The following is a 20,097-nucleotide window of genomic DNA, read 5'->3' as shown; positions in this document are numbered from 1 at the left end:
AAGATGTAGAAAAACTACATCTTTAAATAAAAATCTTTAGTTAACTCAATATAGGCATCAGTATACTGGTGCCTTTCTTTTTCTATAATTAACTCCTCTTCTTTAACTTCTTGCTCTTGAAAAGAAAAGGTTAACATACTTCTCTTTAATTCTGAAGTTTCATTTCCTTTTACTCTACAAACTCTTTGAGTAAATAATCCATTTTCTCTTGCTAATTGCACAAAACTTTCTTCCTCCTTAAATGGAATAATTACAGAAAAAAATCCGTTTGTAGATAATATTTTAGAAACGCCTGCTAGTAAATCTTCAAAGGTAAGTGACGATGTAAAACGAGCTCTATTTCTTGCTTCATCTTTTGTTTCAAAATCATCAGTATAAAAAGGTGGATTCGATACAATAACATCATATACTTCCTCTTCTTCTGCCATTTCTTCTGCAAAATCATTAAAAGATGCACTGTAACAAAACAAACGATCGCCCCAATCAGATTGTTCAAAGTTTTCTACCGTTTGCTCATAAGCTCCTTCATCTATTTCTACCGCATCTATAGTCATGGCATCGCTACGTTGTGCTAACATTAACGAAATAACACCTGTACCTGAACCAATATCTAATATTGCATCTGGAAATTCACCTAAATCACACCAAGCTCCTAACAAAACGGCATCAGTACCTATTTTCATCGCTGTTTTATCCTGATGTACCGTAAACTCTTTAAATTTAAATGGCTTCATTTATAAAATTCTTTCCATTAGTTTTTCGGCATAAAACCATAAAAATAAAACTACTGCCAATAACAATACTAAAAACAACCCTCTTTTAGGATTTGTTCGTTTTCTATTTCCAAATCTTCTTTGAAACTTCATCCTTCATTTTATATTTAAGCATCGAAGATATTAATTCTATTCTTAACTTCTTATAAACTGTAAGGATTAAAAGCAAAATTCGCCTAACTCTCAAATTCATATTAAGTAATGAAATACGCTTTTATTTTTTTTCTAGCTACCTTATTTTATACAAATTCAGAGAATACTAAAGACGAAACCTACCCTCCTTTTGTTGTATTTCAGTTATTTACATCTCAAGGTTGTAGTAGCTGTCCACCTGCTGATTATTTGCTCGAACAAGTCAAAAAAAACACATCAAACACTAATATTATTGTGATGTCTTATCATGTAGATTATTGGGACAGATTAGGTTGGAAAGATCCTTTTAGTAAAAGAACCTATACTGAATTACAGTACAATTACGCTCGTAAGTTTAACAGTTCTAGCGTATATACACCTCAATTAGTGGTAAATGGAAATGAGCATTTTACTGGTTCTAACAACAGAAAGCTTAATAGAGCTTTAAAAAAATATACTTCAGAAAAAGCTTCTAATGCTATTACTTTATCCAATGTTTATAAAAAAGACAGACTTATAAACATTGATTATAAAATAAAGGGTGATTTAAATGACAAAACTGTTTCATTTGCTTTGGTATTAGAAGAAAAAACAACCTTTGTTAAAAGAGGAGAAAATTCTAATAGAAAAATTAAAAACAGTAACATTGTTATTAACCAAGTTTCTCTTCCTGTTAAAGGTAAAGCAAATGGAAATATATCGTTAAATATCCCTGAAAATTTTGACATTAACGATAATTACAGAATTATTGCTTTTGTACAAAATCCTAATTTACAAATTACTGGAGGGGTTCAAAAAAGTCTTTAATGCTTTACCGCTCTTAACATTTCTCTTTTTCCAGGTGGACCAGGTAAACGTTCTACTTCAAAACCTACTGCCTGCATAGCTCTACGAACGCTTCCTTTAGCTGAATAAGTTACTAAAACACCATTTGACTTTAAGGCATTAAACATTATGGAAAAAATCTCTTCAGTCCATAATTCTGGTTGATTTCTTGCTCCAAAAGCATCAAAATAAATTAAGTCGAAGGTGTCAATATCGTCAATATCTTTAAAAAACTGTTGACGTTTTGTTAAGTAGAAGCTTTCTGTTATCTCGTGTTTCACTCCCCAAGAAACCTCATGCATTTTTTTAAACACAGATTCTTTAGCTACTGCTTTGAGTTCCGCTACATAATTTAATTTTGCAACCTCCTCTTCAGCAACCGGATAAGCTTCAACTCCTACATAATTAACAGTTTTATCACTTTCTAAAAAAGTAATAAAACTGTTCAATCCTGTACCAAATCCAATTTCTAAGATTGAAATTTCATCTTTATCTAATATCTCTAAACCATTCTTTATAAAAACATGATATGCTTCTTGAATTGCCCCATGTTTAGAATGATATTGCTCATTCCAATCGGGCAAATGAATTGTTGTTGAACCATCGGATGTTATGATAATTTCTCGTTTCAAATTAATTGATTAATAATTTTTTAATTCTAGGAATTGGACCTCTACATTTCATTTGATGACAAGCTATACACGAATTAATCGCATCATTAAACTGCTCTTTCCTTTCTTCTTTAGAAACTTCAAAAAGCTTTCTATGCATTTTTTCAAAATGATTAGCATAGGTTAAAAAGTTTTCGTCTAAATCTGTACTATCAGTAAGCTTGGCTGTATGTATTTTAATATACTCTTTGTTGAAATCACCTATTTCTTCTCCTTGAATAATTTGAGTTCTCACTTCTTTATTCTTGGCGAGCATATTCCTCATTAATTCCGCCATTTCAGACGTTTTATACATCTGAAAATTTGACGGAACCTTTTTTACAATCTTTATTTCTTTTGTTTCTTTTTGTGTTTGACAACTTAATATCAAACTCAAAAAAAACACAAACAAAATTCTATTTTTCATCAGCTGTAGCCTCTAACAATACTCCATCTGCTAAGAAAGAGTACGTTACTTTTGGTTCAGTAATTTTAGCTATTTCCTCTTCAGATTTCCCAGCATCTTTTGCATAATGTTGTAACTCTTCTACTGAAACTTCATTTTTAAATGCTTTTCCGTTTAAAACAACCTTACTTTTTGCCGAATTAAAAGGCATGAAGAATGCATAATCTTTAAACTTTACAAAAGATGTTTTTTTATTGTCTAAAGGTACTTTAATCCAACATCCTTTTTTCTGGCATACCTCAGCTATTTCTCCCGTAAATTTCACATCCAAAGTATCTCCGGCATTCATAGTTTCAAACTTCTTAGCCATTTCTTCTTTAGTAATAGCATTATCTGCTGAAATTTCCTTTCCAAAAGAAACTAATTCAATAGCTTTCACCTCTTGTTTCTCTTCTTTTTTCTCCGTCTTACACGCTATAAATGAAAGACTTAAACAAAGCCCTAATAAAAGTATTTTTTTCATTTGTTTTTCAATTTAATCTAGTTAGATAACAAATATAATTATTATTCACTAAGTCTGTCTTCAAAAAAAGCATAATACAGCTAGTTTTTGTATCTTCGTAGCACTTGTAAAAACAGCAATTTATGGATATTAAAATTCAGCAAATAGAGCAATCAAAAATTGACTCTGTAGACTTTGATAATTTAAATTTTGGACGAACTTTTTCGGATCACATGTTTGTTTGCGATTATGTTGACGGACAATGGGTAAACCCAGAAATTAAACCTTATGGTCCAATTTTATTTGAGCCTTCTGCCAGAGTTTTTCATTACGGGCAAGCTGTTTTTGAAGGTATGAAAGCCTATAAAGACGAAAATGATGATATTTTTCTTTTTAGACCTGATGAAAATTTTAACCGAATAAATTTATCTGCCGAACGTTTGGCTATGCCTCCTGTTCCTGAAAATGTATTTTTTGAAGGTTTAAAAAAACTATTACACATTGATAAAGACTGGATAAAAAAAGGGTTGGGTAACTCTTTATATATCCGCCCGTTTATTATTGCTACAGAAGGAGCCATTGCTGCTTCTCCTGCTGAAGCTTATAAATTTATGATTATCTGTTCTCCTGCTCAATCATATTATGCTGGTGAGGTTCGAGTTATTTTTTCTCAAAAATATAGTAGATCTGCCGATGGTGGTGTTGGATATGCCAAAGCTGCTGGTAATTATGCTGCTCAGTTTTATCCTACTAGTTTAGCTCATAAAGAAGGGTATCAGCAAATTATTTGGACAGATGCTAATACTCATGAGTATTTAGAAGAAGCTGGAACGATGAATATTTTCTTTAGAGTTGGTGATAAATTAATTACTACTCCAACAAATGATCGAATTTTAGATGGTGTTACTAGAAAATCTATTATTCAACTTGCTAAAGATAACAACATTGAAGTTGAAGTTAGAAAAGTATCTGTTTCTGAAATTAAAGAAGCTGCTAGATTAGGTGAACTAAAAGAAATTTTCGGTTCTGGTACTGCTGCTGTAATTAACCCAATAAAAGGATTCAAACATAAAGACACTACTTTCGAATTACCAAACATTGAAAATTCTTACGCTAGTTTATTTAAAGAAAAACTACTTAATATTCAGTATAATAAATCGGAAGATCAGTATAACTGGCGAGTGAAAATTTAATTTTTCAACAAAAAAAAGCTATATTAGTAACTTATAGTCAAATATTTACAATAAAATTCAAGGGGAAATGAAAAATATTGTACCGACTGTTTTATCTATTATAATAGGTTTTTCTATATCACTATTTGCTTTAAATAGCTATTCGAGTGAAAGTCTTAAAACCAACGATACTAAAACAGCTAAAAAAACTGAAGTTAAAAAGAAAACCAAAGCTTCTTCTAAAAAAAAGAGCGAAAAAAAATCTGAATCTAAAACTCCTAAAGAAACTAATTTAAGTGATATTCAAGGAAGTTTTGAGAATTGGAATAAGTATACGAAAGAGAACATCGATTTGATGTCTACCTTTGTTCCTATTGACGATAAAGGTGTAAAAACTGATAAAGGTGTATTTCTTAGCTTATTAAGAACTGGTGCTTTTATTCCTGTTAAAGATATCGTAAAGGGTGAAACCCAATACAAACTTATTAATCTGGAGCAATCTGCTGACAAAAAAATTAAAAAAGGAATTGTAGGCAAAGCAACAATAGCTTATCAATACTTTAGAAGAGAAGGTAAAAAACTTCCTAGTTATGATTTTGTCGATTTAAAAGGAAAATCTCATAATAAAGCTGATACTGAAGGTAAAATATTGGTTTTAAAATGTTGGTTTATTAACTGTAAAATATGTGTAGAAGAGTTTCCTGAACTAAATGCTTTGGTTGATAAATATAAAGGTGATAATATTGAATTTGTAAGTTTAGCATTTGATAAAAAAGATAAACTTGTTGATTTTTTAAAAACGAAATCTTTTAAATTTTCTACTGTTCCTGAGCAGAAAGACTATATGTCTAAAAAGTTAAAAGTTAAACAATATCCTACCCATTTAATTGTAGACTCTAATGGTGTTATTCTTAAAATGGTTAACAATGTTAAGACTTTAACTTCCGAACTAGATCGCATTATGAAAAAACAATAATAAAAAAGCTCCTTAAAATTAAGGAGCTTTTTTATTACAATTTATTTAATATTTCTTTAATGTTAGGTTTAAAGTAATTTGGTCCTTTTAACACCTTACCATCTTCTCTATAAATAGGTTTTCCATCTTCTCCTAACTTACTCATATTACTTCTTTGGATTTCATCAAATACTTCTTCTATTTTGTGTTGCATACCATGTTCAATAATAGTTCCACATAGAATGTATAACATATCACCAAGCGCATCTGCTACTTCAACTAAATCGTTATTTTTTGCTGCTTCTAAATACTCTTCATTCTCTTCTTTCATTAACTCAAAACGCAATTGTTTTCTTTCATCAGAAATAGCAACTGTTGGTTCATTTTGAATGTTTAATTTAAATGCTGAATGAAATTCATGTACTGCTTTTATTTTATCTTTCATCTTATATTATTTCTAATTCTGTTTGTATTTTTTGAAAATCAAAATGAGACCAATCTACAATATGACTTTTTATATGGTGTTGTTGAAAATCTTCTAAATTTTTATTTCTAATTCCTAAAAAGTGAACTCCAAGATTATGAGCTGTTTTTAAATCCCAAATACCATCTCCTACCGAGATTATTGTTTCAAACTCATCTACCTGAAAATATTTTTTAGCTTTTTCTATCGCCGATTTTACAATTTCTTCTCTTGTATAAAAAGAACTTGCAGTTTCTATTACATCTGGTATAAAATTTATTTCTGCTTGTTGTAGTTTTATTAAAGCTGGTTCTAACAAAGATCCTGTAGCAAAACAAATAGCATAATCTGTTTCATTCATAAAAAAATCTACAATAGCTTTTGCTCCTAGTATTTCTTTTGTTTCTTGTAAAGAGAGTAAATGTTCCGTCATCTTTTTCTCAAACTCCGGCATCATTGAAAAATCAAACTCTTTGTTAAAATTACGCTCGTAGTTTTTCTTCAAAATATAACTATCGGTCATATTCTTATAGGATTTCCAATCTTTATTAATATTAGTAATCCCAGAACTAATCATTGCTTCTACAAAAGCTGTTTGATGCTGATTCTCACTTTTTGTTAAAGTATCATCTATATCAAAAACTATTAAATTTTTCTTTTTCATTTAAGTTGCCATTTTTAATAATCGAGTTGGTACTATTTTTAAAACCCAAGCAATTAAGCGCCATCTTTTTGATATATAAGCTACTCGCTTTTTTCTTTTTATTGCTGAGTAAATTTGTTTTGTTGCTTTTTCTAAAGAAACCATCCAAAAAATACCATCTCCTAAGGCCATCGCTGTATCTACAAAACCAGGTCTTATATCGGTTATAAAAACCTTTCTTGATTTTATGGTTTTAGTTTTAATATATAAACTTTCTAAATATGCTTTCTGATATGCTTTAGAAGCAAAATACGAAGGTGCCGCTCTATTTCCTCTAAGCGATGCTATTGATGAAATCCCTACCAAATGTCCAAATTGTTGTTCTCTAAATAAATTATAAGCCAATCCGTATAATTTCGTTGCGCCTACAACATTGGTTTGGACTGTTTTATTTTCCGTACTCCAATCTAGTTTATTATTCACCTCTCCTACTCCCGATGAATGTACTACTAGATGCACCTCTCCTAATTCGGTAACAATTTCATTAAAAGTCTTTTCTACTTCTTCTACTTGAGTTATATCGTTTTGTTTTATAATTATTTGGGCAGGGTTTTGGGCTTTTATTTCTTCAAGCATCTCTAGCCTTCTTCCCGTTATTGCAACAATATAATTATCTTTTACTAACAGTTCTGTTAGGTTTTTACCGATACCAGATGTTGCTCCAAAAACAATTGCTGTTTTAGTTTTCTTCATTATAAAATCATTCTTTAACTTTGCTAAAAATACAATTTTATGTTTACACTTATTGCTGCCAAAATGTTTACTACTGGAAGAATTATTTTTGCCAGTTTATTTGTTATCGCTTTTGTTGCTTTAATGATTTTCAGCTATAAAAAAGATGCTAAAAACAATAAAAAACATTATCAAAATGGTGCTTTGTATGTAGCTATCGGTATTATTACTGTGATTGCTCTTTTATTTCTTTCGAAATACTTAATTAAGGGTTAAACCATTTCTTCTACTTCATTAATCTTTTCATGATCTAGGACTGTATAGCCTTCTTCATTAAAATGAAATGATCGTTTATACTTTACTGCTGATTTTAGCTGTTGAAAGTCATATGAAGTGATTTGATATACTTTTTGCCCGAAAGATTCTTCATGATATTGGATCAAGGCATAAAGTTTTGCTTCTAAATTTAAAATTTCTTCATCAGAATATTTAAACAATGGACTTTTTTCATCTATTTCATGAACTATAGTCCACACTGTAGGTAAGTACATGATTTTATCTCTTTCCAGCTTTAATCGATAAAATTCTCTTTTATACTCACCCTCTAGGTTCTTTTCATTAATTGATAAAGTTACCGTTATTTCTGGCTCTATCATAACTGTTTTTCTACTGTTCATTAAACGAAACATAATAGCTCTATGCCCTTTAAAATCTCTTAAAATTAAGTTTTCACTGAAATGAATAGCTGCTTTAGCCCTTGAGAATCGTCCGTACAGTAACCCTGTAATAAATGAAAAACTTAACAAGCCTATCATTGCTTCAAATGCAGCAATTAAATTAGCAGTAACTCCTTGTGGTGCAATTCCACCATAACCTACAGTTGTTAATGTTTGAGCACTAAAGAAGAATCCGTTTAAAAAATCATCTATAAAATTCCCTCTCGATGGTGTTATTTCTTCAATACCAATTGCCATATATACAAATCCAAAAACGATATTTAAGAATGTATATCCTACAATAATTAACAAGAAAAACTTCCACCACGACAATTCTATAAAAAAGGTATACATATCATCCAAATTAAACTTTTTGTTAATATGTATAACATTAGAACTTCCGTCTTTATTTACAATTCCTTTAATGTTCTTTCTTGAATTGTATCCAAATCCTGGGTCTTTTATTTTCTTTGCCATTGTTAGTTTCTTTATGCTCTAAAAATACAAAAAACCGACACTGCATTCAGTGTCGGTTTTATAATTCTTATTTGCTAAACTCTATTAGTTCTTAATTGGTAAGAAATTATAGTTTTTAGCATAAAAATTCATTTGCTCTTCAAATGTATTTGGTTGTGTAATTTTTACATCAGTTATATTTCCTTCTACATCTTTTACAGGCTCTAAAACAGGATTTACAAACCCACTATAAGGAGCTGAAGTAAATTGTTTATTACGATCTAATACTTCTTTATGTATGTCTTGATCTACTTTTACACCATACCCTTCTACTAATGCTTTTGCAGCTTCAAAATCTCCTTCAGATTTAATTCTTTGTGCTTCTTTTAATAAACGTCCAAAAATTTCACGAAGTTTCATGTAATCATTTACAACAAAATATGTTTTACCATCTTTTGTTACTTTCTCTATTACATTATCTTTTTTACCTTGTTCGAAAGCCCAAGCTGAAACCCACTGACGGTTTACCATATGATCTTCTTCAATATCATCTCCTAAATTGATACGAATTAATTGAGTCATTAATCCATTTCTGATATAACCATCATAAGCAGCTTTTCCTACTTTTTGCCAGTCATCTACTAATCCTAATTCTTGTAACTTAGGATCCATTAAATAGTATAATCCAACTAAATCTGCTCTACCTTCTTCCATTGTAGATGCATAATTTTTTAAAGTCTCTTTTGGCTGTCCTACTCCTTCATTTATTTGTCCAGAAGCATGTCCAATTACCTCATGTAAAGCTGTATGTAACTTATCCGCTAACTTTCCATACTTAATCTCTAAATCTATTTCCTCTTGATCGTGAGCAAACTCTTTTAAACGTCCTGTTCCTCCTGCATTGTTATATGCTCCAATAATATTTCCTAAAGAAACTGATTTTGAACCATGTTGCTGACGAATCCAGTTGTTATTTGGTAAGTTTACTCCAATTGGAGTACTTGGAGATGCATCTCCTGCTTCTCCTGCTACATTTACAGTTTTGTATGATACTCCTACAACATTTTGTTTTTTATGCGCTGGAGATAATGGTGAATTATCTTCAAACCACTGAGCGTTATCAGATAAAACCTTCATTTTTTTAGACATATCGAAATCTTTAATCTCAACTATTGTCTCATAAGATCCTCTATATCCTTTAGGATCATTATATACTTCAATGAATCCATTAATCCAATCAATATTTCCTTCTGTAGAAGTTGCCCAAGCAATACAGTATTTATCCCAAACATCTAAACTACCTGTTTTATAGTACTCAATTAACAACCTTAATGTTTCTGCTTGCTTTTCATTTTCTGCAACACCTTTCGCTTTTTCTAACCAAAAAATAATTTTATCAATTGCAGCTCCATACATTCCTCCAGATTTCCATACTTTCTCCACTAACTTTCCGTTTTCACGTACTAATTTAGAATTCAATCCTGCTTCTATTGGTTGATTTTCTGGACCTTTATATGCTGTAGCATAAAAATCTTCAACATCCTTATTTGTAATTTTTGGACCGTAAAAGTTTATAGCAGATGCTAGTACATTATCTACTCCTGCTTTTTTATTCACCTTTTTCATGTCTTTATCGTTAAAAATAACATCTAAAGCTTCTGGCGAAATTGTTGTGTTTGTTTCTTTCAATAAACCTTCCAAGTATTCTTTAGAAAACTCAGCTTTAATTTTATCATTAGAATAATGATGATGTATTCCGTTTGAAAACCAAACTCTCTTTAAATAAGTTGTAAAGTTTTTAAAATCCTGAGAAGTTCTATCTCCCTTAAATTCGTTATTTACTTTTTCTAAAGCTGTTCTTATTTCAAGATTATGACGGTAATTTTGATCCCACATAATATCTCTACCTGCTAAACCAGCTTGAGTTAAGTAATACACTAACTTTTTTTCTTTTAAAGTTAATTGATCAAACCCTGGTATTTGGTATCTTAATACTTTAATGTCTGCAAATTGCTCAACTTCATAATCAAATTTTGCTTCTTTCTTTACCTCTTTTTTTGGTTCTTCTTTTGGCTCTTTTTTCTTCTCTACATTACAAGAAACCAAAAAACCAACTGCAGCTGCAGCACAAAGCATTTGTTTTAATTTCATTTTTTAATATTTAATTGATTTTTCTGTTGATAAATGTACGAATTTTAAACTTCGTTATATCTAAAACAGTCCGTTGTATGATCATTAACCATACCTGTTGCTTGCATGTGAGCATAAATGACTGTTGATCCAACAAATTTAAATCCTCTCTTTTTTAAGTCTTTTGAAATTCTATCAGATAATTCAGTAGTTGCTGGCACTTCTTCTCGTTTTGCAAAAGAGTTTTTAATTGGTTTTCCATTTACAAATCCCCAAATATATTTTGAAAATGAGCCAAATTCTTCTTGTACCTTCATAAAGGCTTGAGCATTTGTAATTGTTGCTTTTATTTTTAATTTATTTCTTATAATTCCAGCATTTTGGAGTAATTCTTCATATTTATCTTCCCCATAATTTGCTATTTTTTTATAATCAAAACTATCAAATGCTGCTCTAAAATTTTCTCTTTTTTTAAGTACAGTTATCCAGCTTAAACCTGCCTGAAAGGTTTCTAAAATTAAAAACTCAAACAATTTATCATCCTCATATACAGGAACTCCCCATTCATTATCGTGATACTCTATATACAAAGGGTCATCACTCACCCAAAAACATCTTTTTTTCATTTCTTTATTTTAAAACTGAAAATTACTGTTAAACAGGCTAAAAATCAATGAAAAATGGAATAATTTTTGCAACTTTATAACTACTAAATCTTTTGATTATGAAAACATTAAAATACTTTTCAATACTCAGTTTATTTCTAGTGATAATTTATGCTTGTAGTTCATCTCCTATCAAAAACAGTTCAAGTTCAAAAGAAGAACCTGTTGTTATAAAAAATGATAGTTTAGAATATGAAATTACTATTATAGATCCTGGCTTTAATTATTACTTAAATACCGTAGCTAGACCTGTAGGCTTTTATTCAAAAACCTATTTAGCTAATAAAAACAGACTATATGTTCCTGTTTGGAATTCAAGAGTTAATAATCCTAACAATTTTGATCCTAATATTTATGAAAATCAAATTAATTACAGGCCTAATATTGACTATGGCTATGAAGTAAACTATAAGTTATTTAACTATTTTGAATTTGCACAACGTAAATATCGCATGCGCTTAAGGTAGCATTACAAACTCTTTGTAAAACTGTATATTTGCCAAAAAAAAATTAACAATATCAAATGAAGTTTTTAAGAAATTTATTAGCGTCAATTCTTGGTTTTTTTATAGCCATCTTTTTAATATTTATATTCTTTGTCGCTATTGCTGCAATTACAGGATCAGAGGATGAAGTAATTGTAAAGTCTAATTCTGTTTTAGAATTAAATTTAGCTACACCTGTAAAAGATTATGCTCCTAAAGAAGATAATCCATTAGCTGAAATTTTAGAGTTAAACGATGAAAAGTTAGCTTTAAATAAAATTATTAATGCTATTGAAAATGCTAAGACTGACAACAATATTAAAGGAATTAGTATAAAAACTACGTATATAAATGCTGGAATTGCACAAACTCAAGCCATTAGAAATAAGGTTGAAGAATTTAAAGAAAGTGGAAAATTTGTGTATGCCTACAATGATGTATATACTCAAAAGAATTATTACTTAAGTTCTGTGGCCGACAGTTTATTTTTGAACCCAGTTGGAGCAATTGACTTTAAAGGTTTGTCTACCGAAATTTTATATTACAAGGATTTTGAAGATAAATACGGTGTAAAAATGGAGGTTATCCGTCATGGAAAGTACAAGAGTGCAGTAGAACCATATTTAAGTAACAAAATGAGTGATGCTAATCGCGAACAAACTACTTCTTTTTTAAATTCAATTTGGTCTGAAATTACTGATGATATTAGCAACAGCAGAAACATTTCTGTAGAGAATTTAAATTTAATTGCTGATAATGCAAATGGAAGAAATGCGACTCTAGCAAAAGAAAACAAGTTAATTGATGGAATTATTTATATCGATGAATATAAAGAGAAGCTTAAATTAGGTTCTGATAAAAAAGTAAATACAATTAGCTTAGAAGATTACATCAAATCTGGAAAAGGAAGAATCTCCTCTGTAAGTAAAGACAAAATTGCTGTAATTTACGCGCAAGGTCAAATAATGTATGGAGAAGGAAATGAAGATATCATTGGTCAAGGTTTAACAAATAGAGCTATTCGTAAAGCTAGAAAAGACAAAAATGTAAAAGCAATCGTTTTACGTGTTAACTCTCCAGGTGGTAGTGCTTTGGCATCTGAATTAATTTGGCGTGAATTAGAATTAGCTAAAAAAGAGAAACCTTTAGTTGTTTCTATGGGGAACGTAGCCGCTTCTGGTGGTTATTATATTGCTTGTAACGCCAATAAAATTGTTGCTGAACCAACTACAATTACAGGTTCTATTGGGGTGTTTGGAGCAATTCCAAACTTCAACCAATTAGCAGATAATATTGGAATAAATGCCGAGCAAGTATCTACAAATAACAGTCCAAGCTATAGTGTTTTTGAACCTATGAATCAAAAGTTTTATGATGTTACTAAAGAAGGTGTTGAACAAATCTATACTACTTTTGTAAATCGTGTTGCCACTGGAAGAAATATGACTTTTGAGCAAGTAAACGAAATTGCTCAAGGTAGAGTTTGGAGTGGTAAAGAAGCTAAAGAAAAAGGATTGGTAGATAAATTAGGAAGTTTAAATGATGCTATTGAAATAGCTGCTGAATTAGCTGACCTTGAAAATTATAAAATTCGCAATTATCCTAACTATAAAAAGGATTTAAAAGAAGCCTTAAACTTTTCTCCTTTTGGTAAAGTTTCTAAAGAAGAAATTCTAAAAGAAGCTTTAGGTGATGAACACTATCAATTATACCACAATATAAACCAAATGAAAAACCTAAAAGGAATTCAAGCTAGAATGCCTTTTATCTTTCAGATAAAATAAGATGTAAAAAAAGCCTTGACATTGTCAAGGCTTTTTTTGTATCAGTTAGAGTTTATTATAAACCAAAACTCTCTTTTACTTTATCTACATAATCTAATTTCTCCCAAGTAAATGTTTCTACTTCACGCTCAATAGTATCTCCCATTGGGTTTGTAAAAGTAACTGTTTTCTTTTCTGGAGTTCTTCCCATGTGTCCGTAAGCAGCTGTCTCAGAATAAATAGGTGTTCTTAATTTTAAACGTTTCTCGATAAAATAAGGACGCATATCAAAAATAGTTTCTACTACTTTACTTATCTCACCATCAGTCATATCAACTGTTGCAGTTCCATAAGTTTCAACATTAATACTTGTTGGCTTAGCTACTCCAATAGCATAAGAAACTTGTACTAGCACTTCTTTACATAAACCAGCAGCTACTAAGTTTTTAGCAATATGACGAGTTGCGTAAGCTCCAGAACGATCTACTTTAGACGGGTCTTTTCCTGAGAAAGCACCTCCACCGTGAGCTCCTTTACCTCCATAAGTATCAACAATAATCTTACGACCTGTTAATCCTGTATCACCATGAGGTCCTCCAATAACAAAAATTCCTGTTGGATTAATATGATACGTAATATCATCTGTAAATAATGTCTGAATATGCTCAGGTAATTTAGCTACTACTCTTGGAATTAAAATAGATATAATATCAGACTTAATTTTTGCTAACATTACCTCTTCACTTTCATCAAAATCATCATGCTGAGTAGAAATTACAATAGCATCAATTCTTTGAGGAACATTATCGTCAGAATACTCAATAGTTACTTGAGATTTAGCATCTGGACGTAGGTAAGTAATATCTTTATTCTCTCTTCTAAGCTCAGCTAATTCAATTAATAAACGGTGCGATAACTCTAATGCTAAAGGCATATAGTTATCAGTTTCATCAGTAGCATAACCAAACATCATTCCTTGATCTCCTGCTCCTTGATCTTCTGGGTTTGCTCTTTCTACTCCTTGATTAATATCTGGTGATTGCTCGTGAATTGCTGAAAAAACTCCACAAGAACTACCGTCAAACATATATTCGCTTTTGGTATAGCCTATTTTGTTAATTACATCTCTTGCAATTTTTTGAACATCTAAATATGTTTTAGATTTTACCTCACCAGCCAATACAACTTGACCAGTAGTTACCAAAGTTTCACAAGCTACCTTAGACGTTTCATCAAAAGCTAAAAAATTATCTATTAAAGCATCAGAAATCTGATCTGCTACTTTATCTGGATGTCCTTCAGAAACACTTTCTGAAGTAAATAAATATGACATAAACTTCTTTTTAAAAATTAACGGAAGAAAAACTTGGATTGCTTGGTCGCTAAAAGAAGTAGATAATTACTGCTTTAGCATTTTTTATAGAGGTTGCAATCAGATCAAATTTCTCCTCAAAAATTCAGCCGCAAAGTTATTGATTAAATTCAAATTTTAAAAAGCTTTTTGTTAAAAAAGAATTAAAAATAAAATTCTATATACGTAGTATATAACGAATTAAAAAATAAAAAAAAGTAAAAAATATTAGGAAATTAAATTTTTATAACTGAATATTTGCATTCGTAAAAGTTCAATCACTTATTGACGATGTTATCAAGAAAGGTGGAGGGATTAGACCCTATGAAGCCTTAGCAACCCTTTGTTCTATACAAAGAAGGTGCTAAATTCTACCAAAATATTACTTCGGTAAAAAAATCGAAATGTAACTACAAGGATAGATAACCAAAAAGAAATTTCTATAAACTCATACTGAAATTTCTAATATTTCTTAATAACATTTTTCTAGTAAGTACGTCAAAACATTGACGCATTTGGCTTTTGGTTTAATTATTTATTAACTCAAAAACAAGAAAAATGAGTACACAAAAATTTGCAACAAAAGCGTTGCACGCAGGACATGATGTAAAACAAACAGGAGGCACAAGAGCTGTTCCTATTTATCAAACAACCTCTTATGTTTTCAATGATTCTGATCATGCAGCAAATCTTTTTTCATTAAAAGAATTAGGATTCATTTACACTAGACTAAACAATCCTACAAATCAAATTTTACAAGAGCGTTTGGCTTCTTTAGAAGGAGGAATTGGTGCTGTTGTTTTTGCCTCTGGTACCGCTGCCATCTCTACAGGGTTATTAACCTTACTAAAAGCAGGAGATCATATCGTAGCGTCTAGTAGTTTATACGGCGGAACTTATAATTTATTAAATGTTACCTTACCTCGCTTAGGTATTACTACAACTTTTGTTGATGCTTCTGCCCCTGAAAATTTCGGTAAAGCTGTTCAAGAAAATACAAGAGCATTTTTTGTTGAATCTTTAGGTAACCCTAAGCTTGATGTTTTAGACTTAGAAATTATTTCTAAACAAGCAAAAAAAGCAGAAGTTCCTTTCATTGTCGATAATACCGTTGCTACTCCTGCCCTACTAAACCCAATCAAACATGGAGCTGATATTGTTATTCACTCTTTAACTAAATACATTGGAGGGCAAGGAAACTCTTTAGGAGGTGCAATTATCGATGCTGGTACTTTTAATTGGGCTAATGGTAAATTTCCTGAATTTACAGAACCCACAGCGGGATATCATGGTTTAAAGTACTATGAAACTTTAGGAGCCGCATCTTATACTTTTAAATTAATTTTAGAAGGCTTACGTGATTTTGGAGGCGCTTTAAGTCCTACAAACGCTTTTAACATTATTCAAGGGTTAGAAACCTTAGACATTAGAATTCAAAAACATTCAGAAAATGCTTTAGCATTAGCCCAATGGTTAGAGGAACAAGAAGAGGTTTCTTGGGTAAACTATCCTGGTTTAAAAAGTAGTAAATACAAAACCTTAGCCAATAATTATCTACCAAAAGGACAAAGCGGAATAGTCACTTTTGGGGCTAAAGGTGGTTTTGAAGCAGCAAAAACAATAGCTAATACCACTAAAACATTTTCACTTTTAGCAAATATTGGAGATACAAAATCTTTAATTATTCATCCTTCAAGTACTACACATCAACAATTAACCCCTGAAGAACAAGCTAGTGCTGGTGTTACAGAAGATTTAATAAGGTTATCTGTTGGTTTAGAAAACATTGACGATTTAAAATCAGACCTAAAAGAAGCTTTCAATAAAATACCAAAGGAAGCTTTTGTTTAAAAATTTAAAGACTGCTTTAAATAATGAAAAGCGAATTATTACATATAAATATTCTTAGTTACACAACAGGAAGTGGTGCCCAGTTTAATGATATACCTTTAAGTTATCAGTTGTTTGGGAAACATTTGGGTACTGCTCCTGTTATTCTAATTAATCATGCATTAACAGGAAATAGTAATGTTGCTGGCGAAAATGGTTGGTGGAAAGATATTATTGGAAAGAACAAAGTAATAGATACTCAAAAGTATACTGTTTTATGTTTTAATATTCCTGGTAATGGTTATGATGATTTCTTAATAGATGATTATAAAAATTTTGTAGCTAGAGACATTGCCAATATCTTTTTATTAGGCTTGCAAAAACTAAACATTAAAAAGCTATTTGCTTTAATTGGTGGTTCTTTAGGAGGAGGCATTGCTTGGGAAATGGCTGTTTTAAAACCAACTATAACCGAACATCTAATCCCTGTTGCTACAGATTGGAAGTCTACCGATTGGTTAATTGCTAATTGCCAAATTCAAGAACAGTTTTTAACCAATTCTAGTAATCCTGTACACGATGCTCGCATGCATGCTATGCTTTGTTACCGTACTCCAGAGTCTTTTAAAAAACGCTTTCAACGTTCAAAAAATGAAGAATTACAAATCTTCAACGTAGAAAGCTGGTTACTTCATCATGGTAAAAAATTACAAGAGCGCTATCAATTAGCATCTTATAAATTAATGAATCAATTATTAAAAACAATTGATGTAACTAAGGAACGTAAAGTTTTAAATGTCTTAGAAACGATAAAAGCCGACATTCATATTATAGGCGTTGATTCTGATTTGTTTTTTACTGCAGAAGAAAATAGAGAAACACACAAAGAACTTGCAACAGTACATTCAAATGTAACTTATAATGAAATCAATTCTGACCACGGTCATGATGCTTTTTTAATAGAATACGAACAACTAAAAGAAATTATTGAACCCATATTCAATAAAAATTCAAAAAACAACAAAATGAAAGTTTTAAAATTTGGTGGAAAATCATTATCAAACAAAGGAATACACAATGTAATTTCTATTATAGAAAATAAAATTAATGATGGTGAAAACATTGCTGTTGTTGTTTCTGCCCGTGGAAACGCTACCGATACTTTAGAAGACATTTTAAATAAGGCCGCTAAAAACGAAGCATACCAACAACAACTTGAAGCTTTTAAACATGAACAATCATTACTAACACCTTTAATAGATTTTTCTTCAGAATTCTCTCGTTTAGAAAAATTATTTGAAGGAGTAAACTTATTAGGCGATTATAGTATTAAAATAAAAGATGAAGTTTTAGCACAGGGTGAATTACTATCTATAAAAACTGTATCGGAATTATTACAGCAAAAAGGAATTAATGCAAATCCTACAGATTCAAGAATATTATTAAAAACCGATGAAAATTTTGGTAATGCACAACCAATTTTAGAGGTTTCTAAGGAGAATGTTAAAAAACATTTTAACCAATTTAATAATACTACTGTAAATGTAGTATCAGGCTTTATTGCTTCAAACTTAAAAAATGAAACCACTACTCTTGGAAGAAATGGCAGTAATTATACAGCATCTTTATTGGCTAATTATTTAGATGCTGACGAATTACAAAATTATACACATGTTGATGGAATATTTACAGCTAATCCAGATTTGGTAAGTGATGCTAAAAAGATAGAAAGTCTTTCTTTTTCTGAAGCAAATGAATTAGCAAACTTCGGTGCTAATATTTTACACGCCAAAACAATTATTCCTTTACTTGAAAAAAACATCAATTTAAGAATATTAAATACCTTTAATCCTAATGATAAAGGAACTTTAATAACCTCTAAATCTACTTCAAAAGGAATAAAATCATTATCCGTTTTAGATAATGTAGCTTTATTAAACTTTGAAGGAAGGGGCTTATTAGGAAAAGTTGGTGTTGATGCTCGTATATTTAAAACCTTAAGTAGTTCTGATATTAGTGTTAGTTTTATTTCTCAAGGATCTTCAGAAAGAGGCATTGGATTGGTTGTTGAAAAAACCAGAGCTGAAGAAGCTGTAAAAGCATTAAATAAAGAGTTTGAAAATGAATTTTACACCAAAGATGTCCATAAAATATCAGTAGTAAAAAATATTGCTGTAATATCAATTATCGGGCAAGATTTGAGTGAATTTCATCATCCTTATAATGCCTTAATCAAGAATCAAATAATACCATTATTATTTAATAATACTGTTACAGGAAAAAATATTAGCTTGGTTGTAAAAAAAGAAGAATTACACAAAGCTTTAAATGTAATCCATGGACAAGTTTTTGGAATTTCTAAAAAAATAAACATTGCCCTTTTTGGTAAAGGTTTAGTTGGAGGAACTCTAATAGAACAAATATTAGAAAATGCTAAGACCATTTTAGAAAAACGAAAAATACAGTTAAATATTTTTGCTATTGCTAACTCCAAAAAAGTACTTTTAACTAAAGATGGAGTAACTAAAAGTTGGAACAAAGATTTAGAAGATTCAAAAGAAAGCACCACAATAGTTCAAGATATTATTGACTTCTCTAAAGAAAATCATTTAGAAAACTTAATTGCTGTTGACAATACGGCAAGTACCGATTTTATTAACAACTATATTCCTTTAGTAAATGCTGGTTTCGATTTGGTTTCATCTAATAAAATAGCCAATACAGTATCATATAATTCTTATAAAAACCTAAGAAAAACTTTAGAAAACACCAATAAGAAATATCTATACGAAACCAATGTTGGTGCAGGATTACCATTAATTGACACTATTAAACTATTACATGACTCAGGAGAAAATATTACCAGAATTAGAGGTGTTTTTTCTGGATCTTTAAGTTATATATTCAATCATTATTCATCAAGTAACTCAACATTTTCAACGGTATTACAAGAAGCAATAGACAAAGGATTAACAGAACCAGACCCTCGCGAAGATTTATGTGGTAATGACGTTGCTAGAAAACTATTGATATTAGCCAGAGAACTTGATTTAGAAAATGAATTTGAAGATATTTCAATAGAAAATTTAATTCCAAAAGAACTTCAAAATATTTCTTCTACAGCCTTTTTATCTGATTTAGAAAAATTAGATTTTTCTTTCCAAAAATTAAAAGAAAATCAAGAATCAAATCATGTATTAAGATATATAGGAGACTTATCTGGAGACCTACAACAAACAAAAGGAAACTTAAGTGTAAAACTAACTTCTGTTCCTATCAATTCACCTCTTGGAAGTTTAAAAGGCTCTGATGCTATTTTTGAAATTTACACAGAATCTTACGGAGAGCAGCCAATTGTAATTCAAGGAGCTGGAGCTGGAGCAAAAGTAACAGCCAGAGGAGTATTTGGAGATATTTTACGATTAGCTAACAACAACAACTAAACATT

20 protein-coding genes and 1 riboswitch are annotated in these 20,097 nt (G+C 30.3%); of the genes, 8 read left to right on the top strand and 12 right to left on the bottom strand.

Going from position 1 to position 20,097, the window contains the following annotated elements; all coding sequences use genetic code 11:
• Window positions 1–14 precede the first annotated feature (14 nt).
• Window positions 15–734 (bottom strand): tRNA1(Val) (adenine(37)-N6)-methyltransferase, encoded by a 720-nt coding sequence (locus MHN29_RS01290; RefSeq protein WP_235273415.1) that lies wholly within the window; start codon window positions 732–734, stop codon window positions 15–17.
• Window positions 735–866 (bottom strand): hypothetical protein, encoded by a 132-nt coding sequence (locus MHN29_RS18255; RefSeq protein ID WP_255689031.1) that lies wholly within the window; start codon window positions 864–866, stop codon window positions 735–737. It lies immediately after the preceding gene.
• Between the two features lie 108 nt (window positions 867–974).
• Here MHN29_RS18255 and MHN29_RS01285 point away from each other — a divergent pair, with 108 nt between their 5' ends.
• Window positions 975–1,712, top strand: a complete 738-nt coding sequence (locus MHN29_RS01285) for a thioredoxin family protein (protein WP_235273416.1) — start codon at window positions 975–977, stop codon at window positions 1,710–1,712.
• On the opposite strand, the gene mnmD is transcribed toward MHN29_RS01285, so the two are convergent.
• The 3 genes from mnmD to MHN29_RS01270 all read right to left on the bottom strand — a co-directional run bounded on the left by mnmD (window position 1,709) and on the right by MHN29_RS01270 (window position 3,309).
• Window positions 1,709–2,362, bottom strand: coding sequence for a tRNA (5-methylaminomethyl-2-thiouridine)(34)-methyltransferase MnmD (gene mnmD / locus MHN29_RS01280; RefSeq protein ID WP_235273417.1), 654 nt, complete (start codon window positions 2,360–2,362; stop codon window positions 1,709–1,711). The two genes, MHN29_RS01285 and mnmD, sit on opposite strands and share 4 nt — an antisense overlap.
• A gap of 1 nt (window position 2,363) precedes the next feature.
• Window positions 2,364–2,696 carry a hypothetical protein gene (locus MHN29_RS01275; RefSeq protein ID WP_239176061.1) on the bottom strand — a complete coding sequence of 111 codons (333 nt, stop codon included), beginning with the start codon at window positions 2,694–2,696 and terminating at the stop codon, window positions 2,364–2,366.
• A 100-nt stretch (window positions 2,697–2,796) separates the two neighbouring features.
• The gene (locus MHN29_RS01270) at window positions 2,797–3,309 is read right to left on the bottom strand and encodes a DUF4920 domain-containing protein (RefSeq protein WP_235273419.1); all 513 of its coding nucleotides are present in this window, start codon (window positions 3,307–3,309) and stop codon (window positions 2,797–2,799) included.
• Window positions 3,310–3,431: 122 nt separating this feature from the next.
• Here MHN29_RS01270 and MHN29_RS01265 point away from each other — a divergent pair, with 122 nt between their 5' ends.
• Window positions 3,432–4,481: a branched-chain amino acid aminotransferase gene (locus tag MHN29_RS01265; RefSeq protein ID WP_235273420.1), complete on the top strand. Its 1,050-nt coding sequence runs from the start codon at window positions 3,432–3,434 to the stop codon at window positions 4,479–4,481.
• Between the two features lie 67 nt (window positions 4,482–4,548).
• Entirely contained in the window at window positions 4,549–5,436 is an 888-nt protein-coding gene (locus MHN29_RS01260; protein ID WP_235273421.1) for a TlpA disulfide reductase family protein, read from the top strand.
• A 34-nt stretch (window positions 5,437–5,470) separates the two neighbouring features.
• Here MHN29_RS01260 and MHN29_RS01255 read toward each other — a convergent pair whose 3' ends face one another.
• From MHN29_RS01255 to MHN29_RS01245, 3 genes are read right to left on the bottom strand one after another with little or no spacing between them, the layout of a single operon-like run.
• Window positions 5,471–5,860, bottom strand: a complete 390-nt coding sequence (locus MHN29_RS01255) for a nucleoside triphosphate pyrophosphohydrolase family protein (RefSeq protein WP_235273422.1) — start codon at window positions 5,858–5,860, stop codon at window positions 5,471–5,473.
• Between the two features lies 1 nt (window position 5,861).
• On the bottom strand, window positions 5,862–6,542 hold the full coding sequence (locus tag MHN29_RS01250; RefSeq protein WP_235273423.1) for an HAD family hydrolase: 681 nt from the start codon (window positions 6,540–6,542) through the stop codon (window positions 5,862–5,864).
• Complete coding sequence (locus MHN29_RS01245) at window positions 6,543–7,274, bottom strand: SDR family NAD(P)-dependent oxidoreductase (RefSeq protein ID WP_235273424.1); 732 nt, start codon at window positions 7,272–7,274, stop codon at window positions 6,543–6,545. It abuts the gene before it with no gap.
• A gap of 39 nt (window positions 7,275–7,313) precedes the next feature.
• On the opposite strand from MHN29_RS01245, the gene MHN29_RS01240 reads away from it, so the two are divergent.
• Complete coding sequence (locus MHN29_RS01240) at window positions 7,314–7,529, top strand: hypothetical protein (RefSeq protein ID WP_235273425.1); 216 nt, start codon at window positions 7,314–7,316, stop codon at window positions 7,527–7,529.
• Here the strand turns inward: MHN29_RS01240 and MHN29_RS01235 are convergent.
• The 3 genes from MHN29_RS01235 to MHN29_RS01225 form a co-directional block, all read right to left on the bottom strand.
• Window positions 7,526–8,446, bottom strand: a complete 921-nt coding sequence (locus MHN29_RS01235; RefSeq protein WP_235273426.1) for an ion channel — start codon at window positions 8,444–8,446, stop codon at window positions 7,526–7,528. The genes MHN29_RS01240 and MHN29_RS01235 overlap by 4 nt on opposite strands.
• A gap of 84 nt (window positions 8,447–8,530) precedes the next feature.
• The gene (locus MHN29_RS01230) at window positions 8,531–10,576 is read right to left on the bottom strand and encodes a dipeptidyl peptidase 3 (RefSeq protein WP_235273427.1); all 2,046 of its coding nucleotides are present in this window, start codon (window positions 10,574–10,576) and stop codon (window positions 8,531–8,533) included.
• 44 nt (window positions 10,577–10,620) lie between these two features.
• Window positions 10,621–11,181, bottom strand: coding sequence for a DNA-3-methyladenine glycosylase I (locus MHN29_RS01225; protein ID WP_235273428.1), 561 nt, complete (start codon window positions 11,179–11,181; stop codon window positions 10,621–10,623).
• A gap of 98 nt (window positions 11,182–11,279) precedes the next feature.
• Between MHN29_RS01225 and MHN29_RS01220 the strand changes: the two genes are divergently transcribed.
• Both MHN29_RS01220 and sppA read left to right on the top strand, forming a co-directional pair.
• The gene (locus tag MHN29_RS01220; RefSeq protein WP_235273430.1) at window positions 11,280–11,687 is read left to right on the top strand and encodes a DUF6146 family protein; all 408 of its coding nucleotides are present in this window, start codon (window positions 11,280–11,282) and stop codon (window positions 11,685–11,687) included.
• A 56-nt stretch (window positions 11,688–11,743) separates the two neighbouring features.
• Entirely contained in the window at window positions 11,744–13,489 is a 1,746-nt protein-coding gene (sppA, locus tag MHN29_RS01215) for a signal peptide peptidase SppA (RefSeq protein WP_235273431.1), read from the top strand.
• Window positions 13,490–13,544: 55 nt separating this feature from the next.
• Here sppA and metK read toward each other — a convergent pair whose 3' ends face one another.
• Window positions 13,545–14,801, bottom strand: coding sequence for a methionine adenosyltransferase (gene metK / locus MHN29_RS01210; protein WP_235273432.1), 1,257 nt, complete (start codon window positions 14,799–14,801; stop codon window positions 13,545–13,547).
• A gap of 309 nt (window positions 14,802–15,110) precedes the next feature.
• Window positions 15,111–15,221, top strand: a riboswitch (SAM riboswitch).
• Window positions 15,222–15,377: 156 nt separating this feature from the next.
• On the opposite strand from metK, the gene MHN29_RS01205 reads away from it, so the two are divergent.
• Both MHN29_RS01205 and thrA read left to right on the top strand, forming a co-directional pair.
• The gene (locus MHN29_RS01205) at window positions 15,378–16,670 is read left to right on the top strand and encodes an O-acetylhomoserine aminocarboxypropyltransferase/cysteine synthase family protein (protein WP_235273433.1); all 1,293 of its coding nucleotides are present in this window, start codon (window positions 15,378–15,380) and stop codon (window positions 16,668–16,670) included.
• A gap of 23 nt (window positions 16,671–16,693) precedes the next feature.
• Window positions 16,694–20,092 carry a bifunctional aspartate kinase/homoserine dehydrogenase I gene (thrA, locus tag MHN29_RS01200; RefSeq protein ID WP_235273434.1) on the top strand — a complete coding sequence of 1,133 codons (3,399 nt, stop codon included), beginning with the start codon at window positions 16,694–16,696 and terminating at the stop codon, window positions 20,090–20,092.
• Window positions 20,093–20,097 lie beyond the last annotated feature (5 nt).

Origin of the sequence: Tenacibaculum sp. Cn5-46 (genome assembly GCF_022347705.1) — a bacterium.
GTDB classification, from domain to species: domain Bacteria; phylum Bacteroidota; class Bacteroidia; order Flavobacteriales; family Flavobacteriaceae; genus Polaribacter; species Polaribacter aiptasiae.
This window is presented reverse-complemented; position numbering and strand designations above follow the sequence as displayed.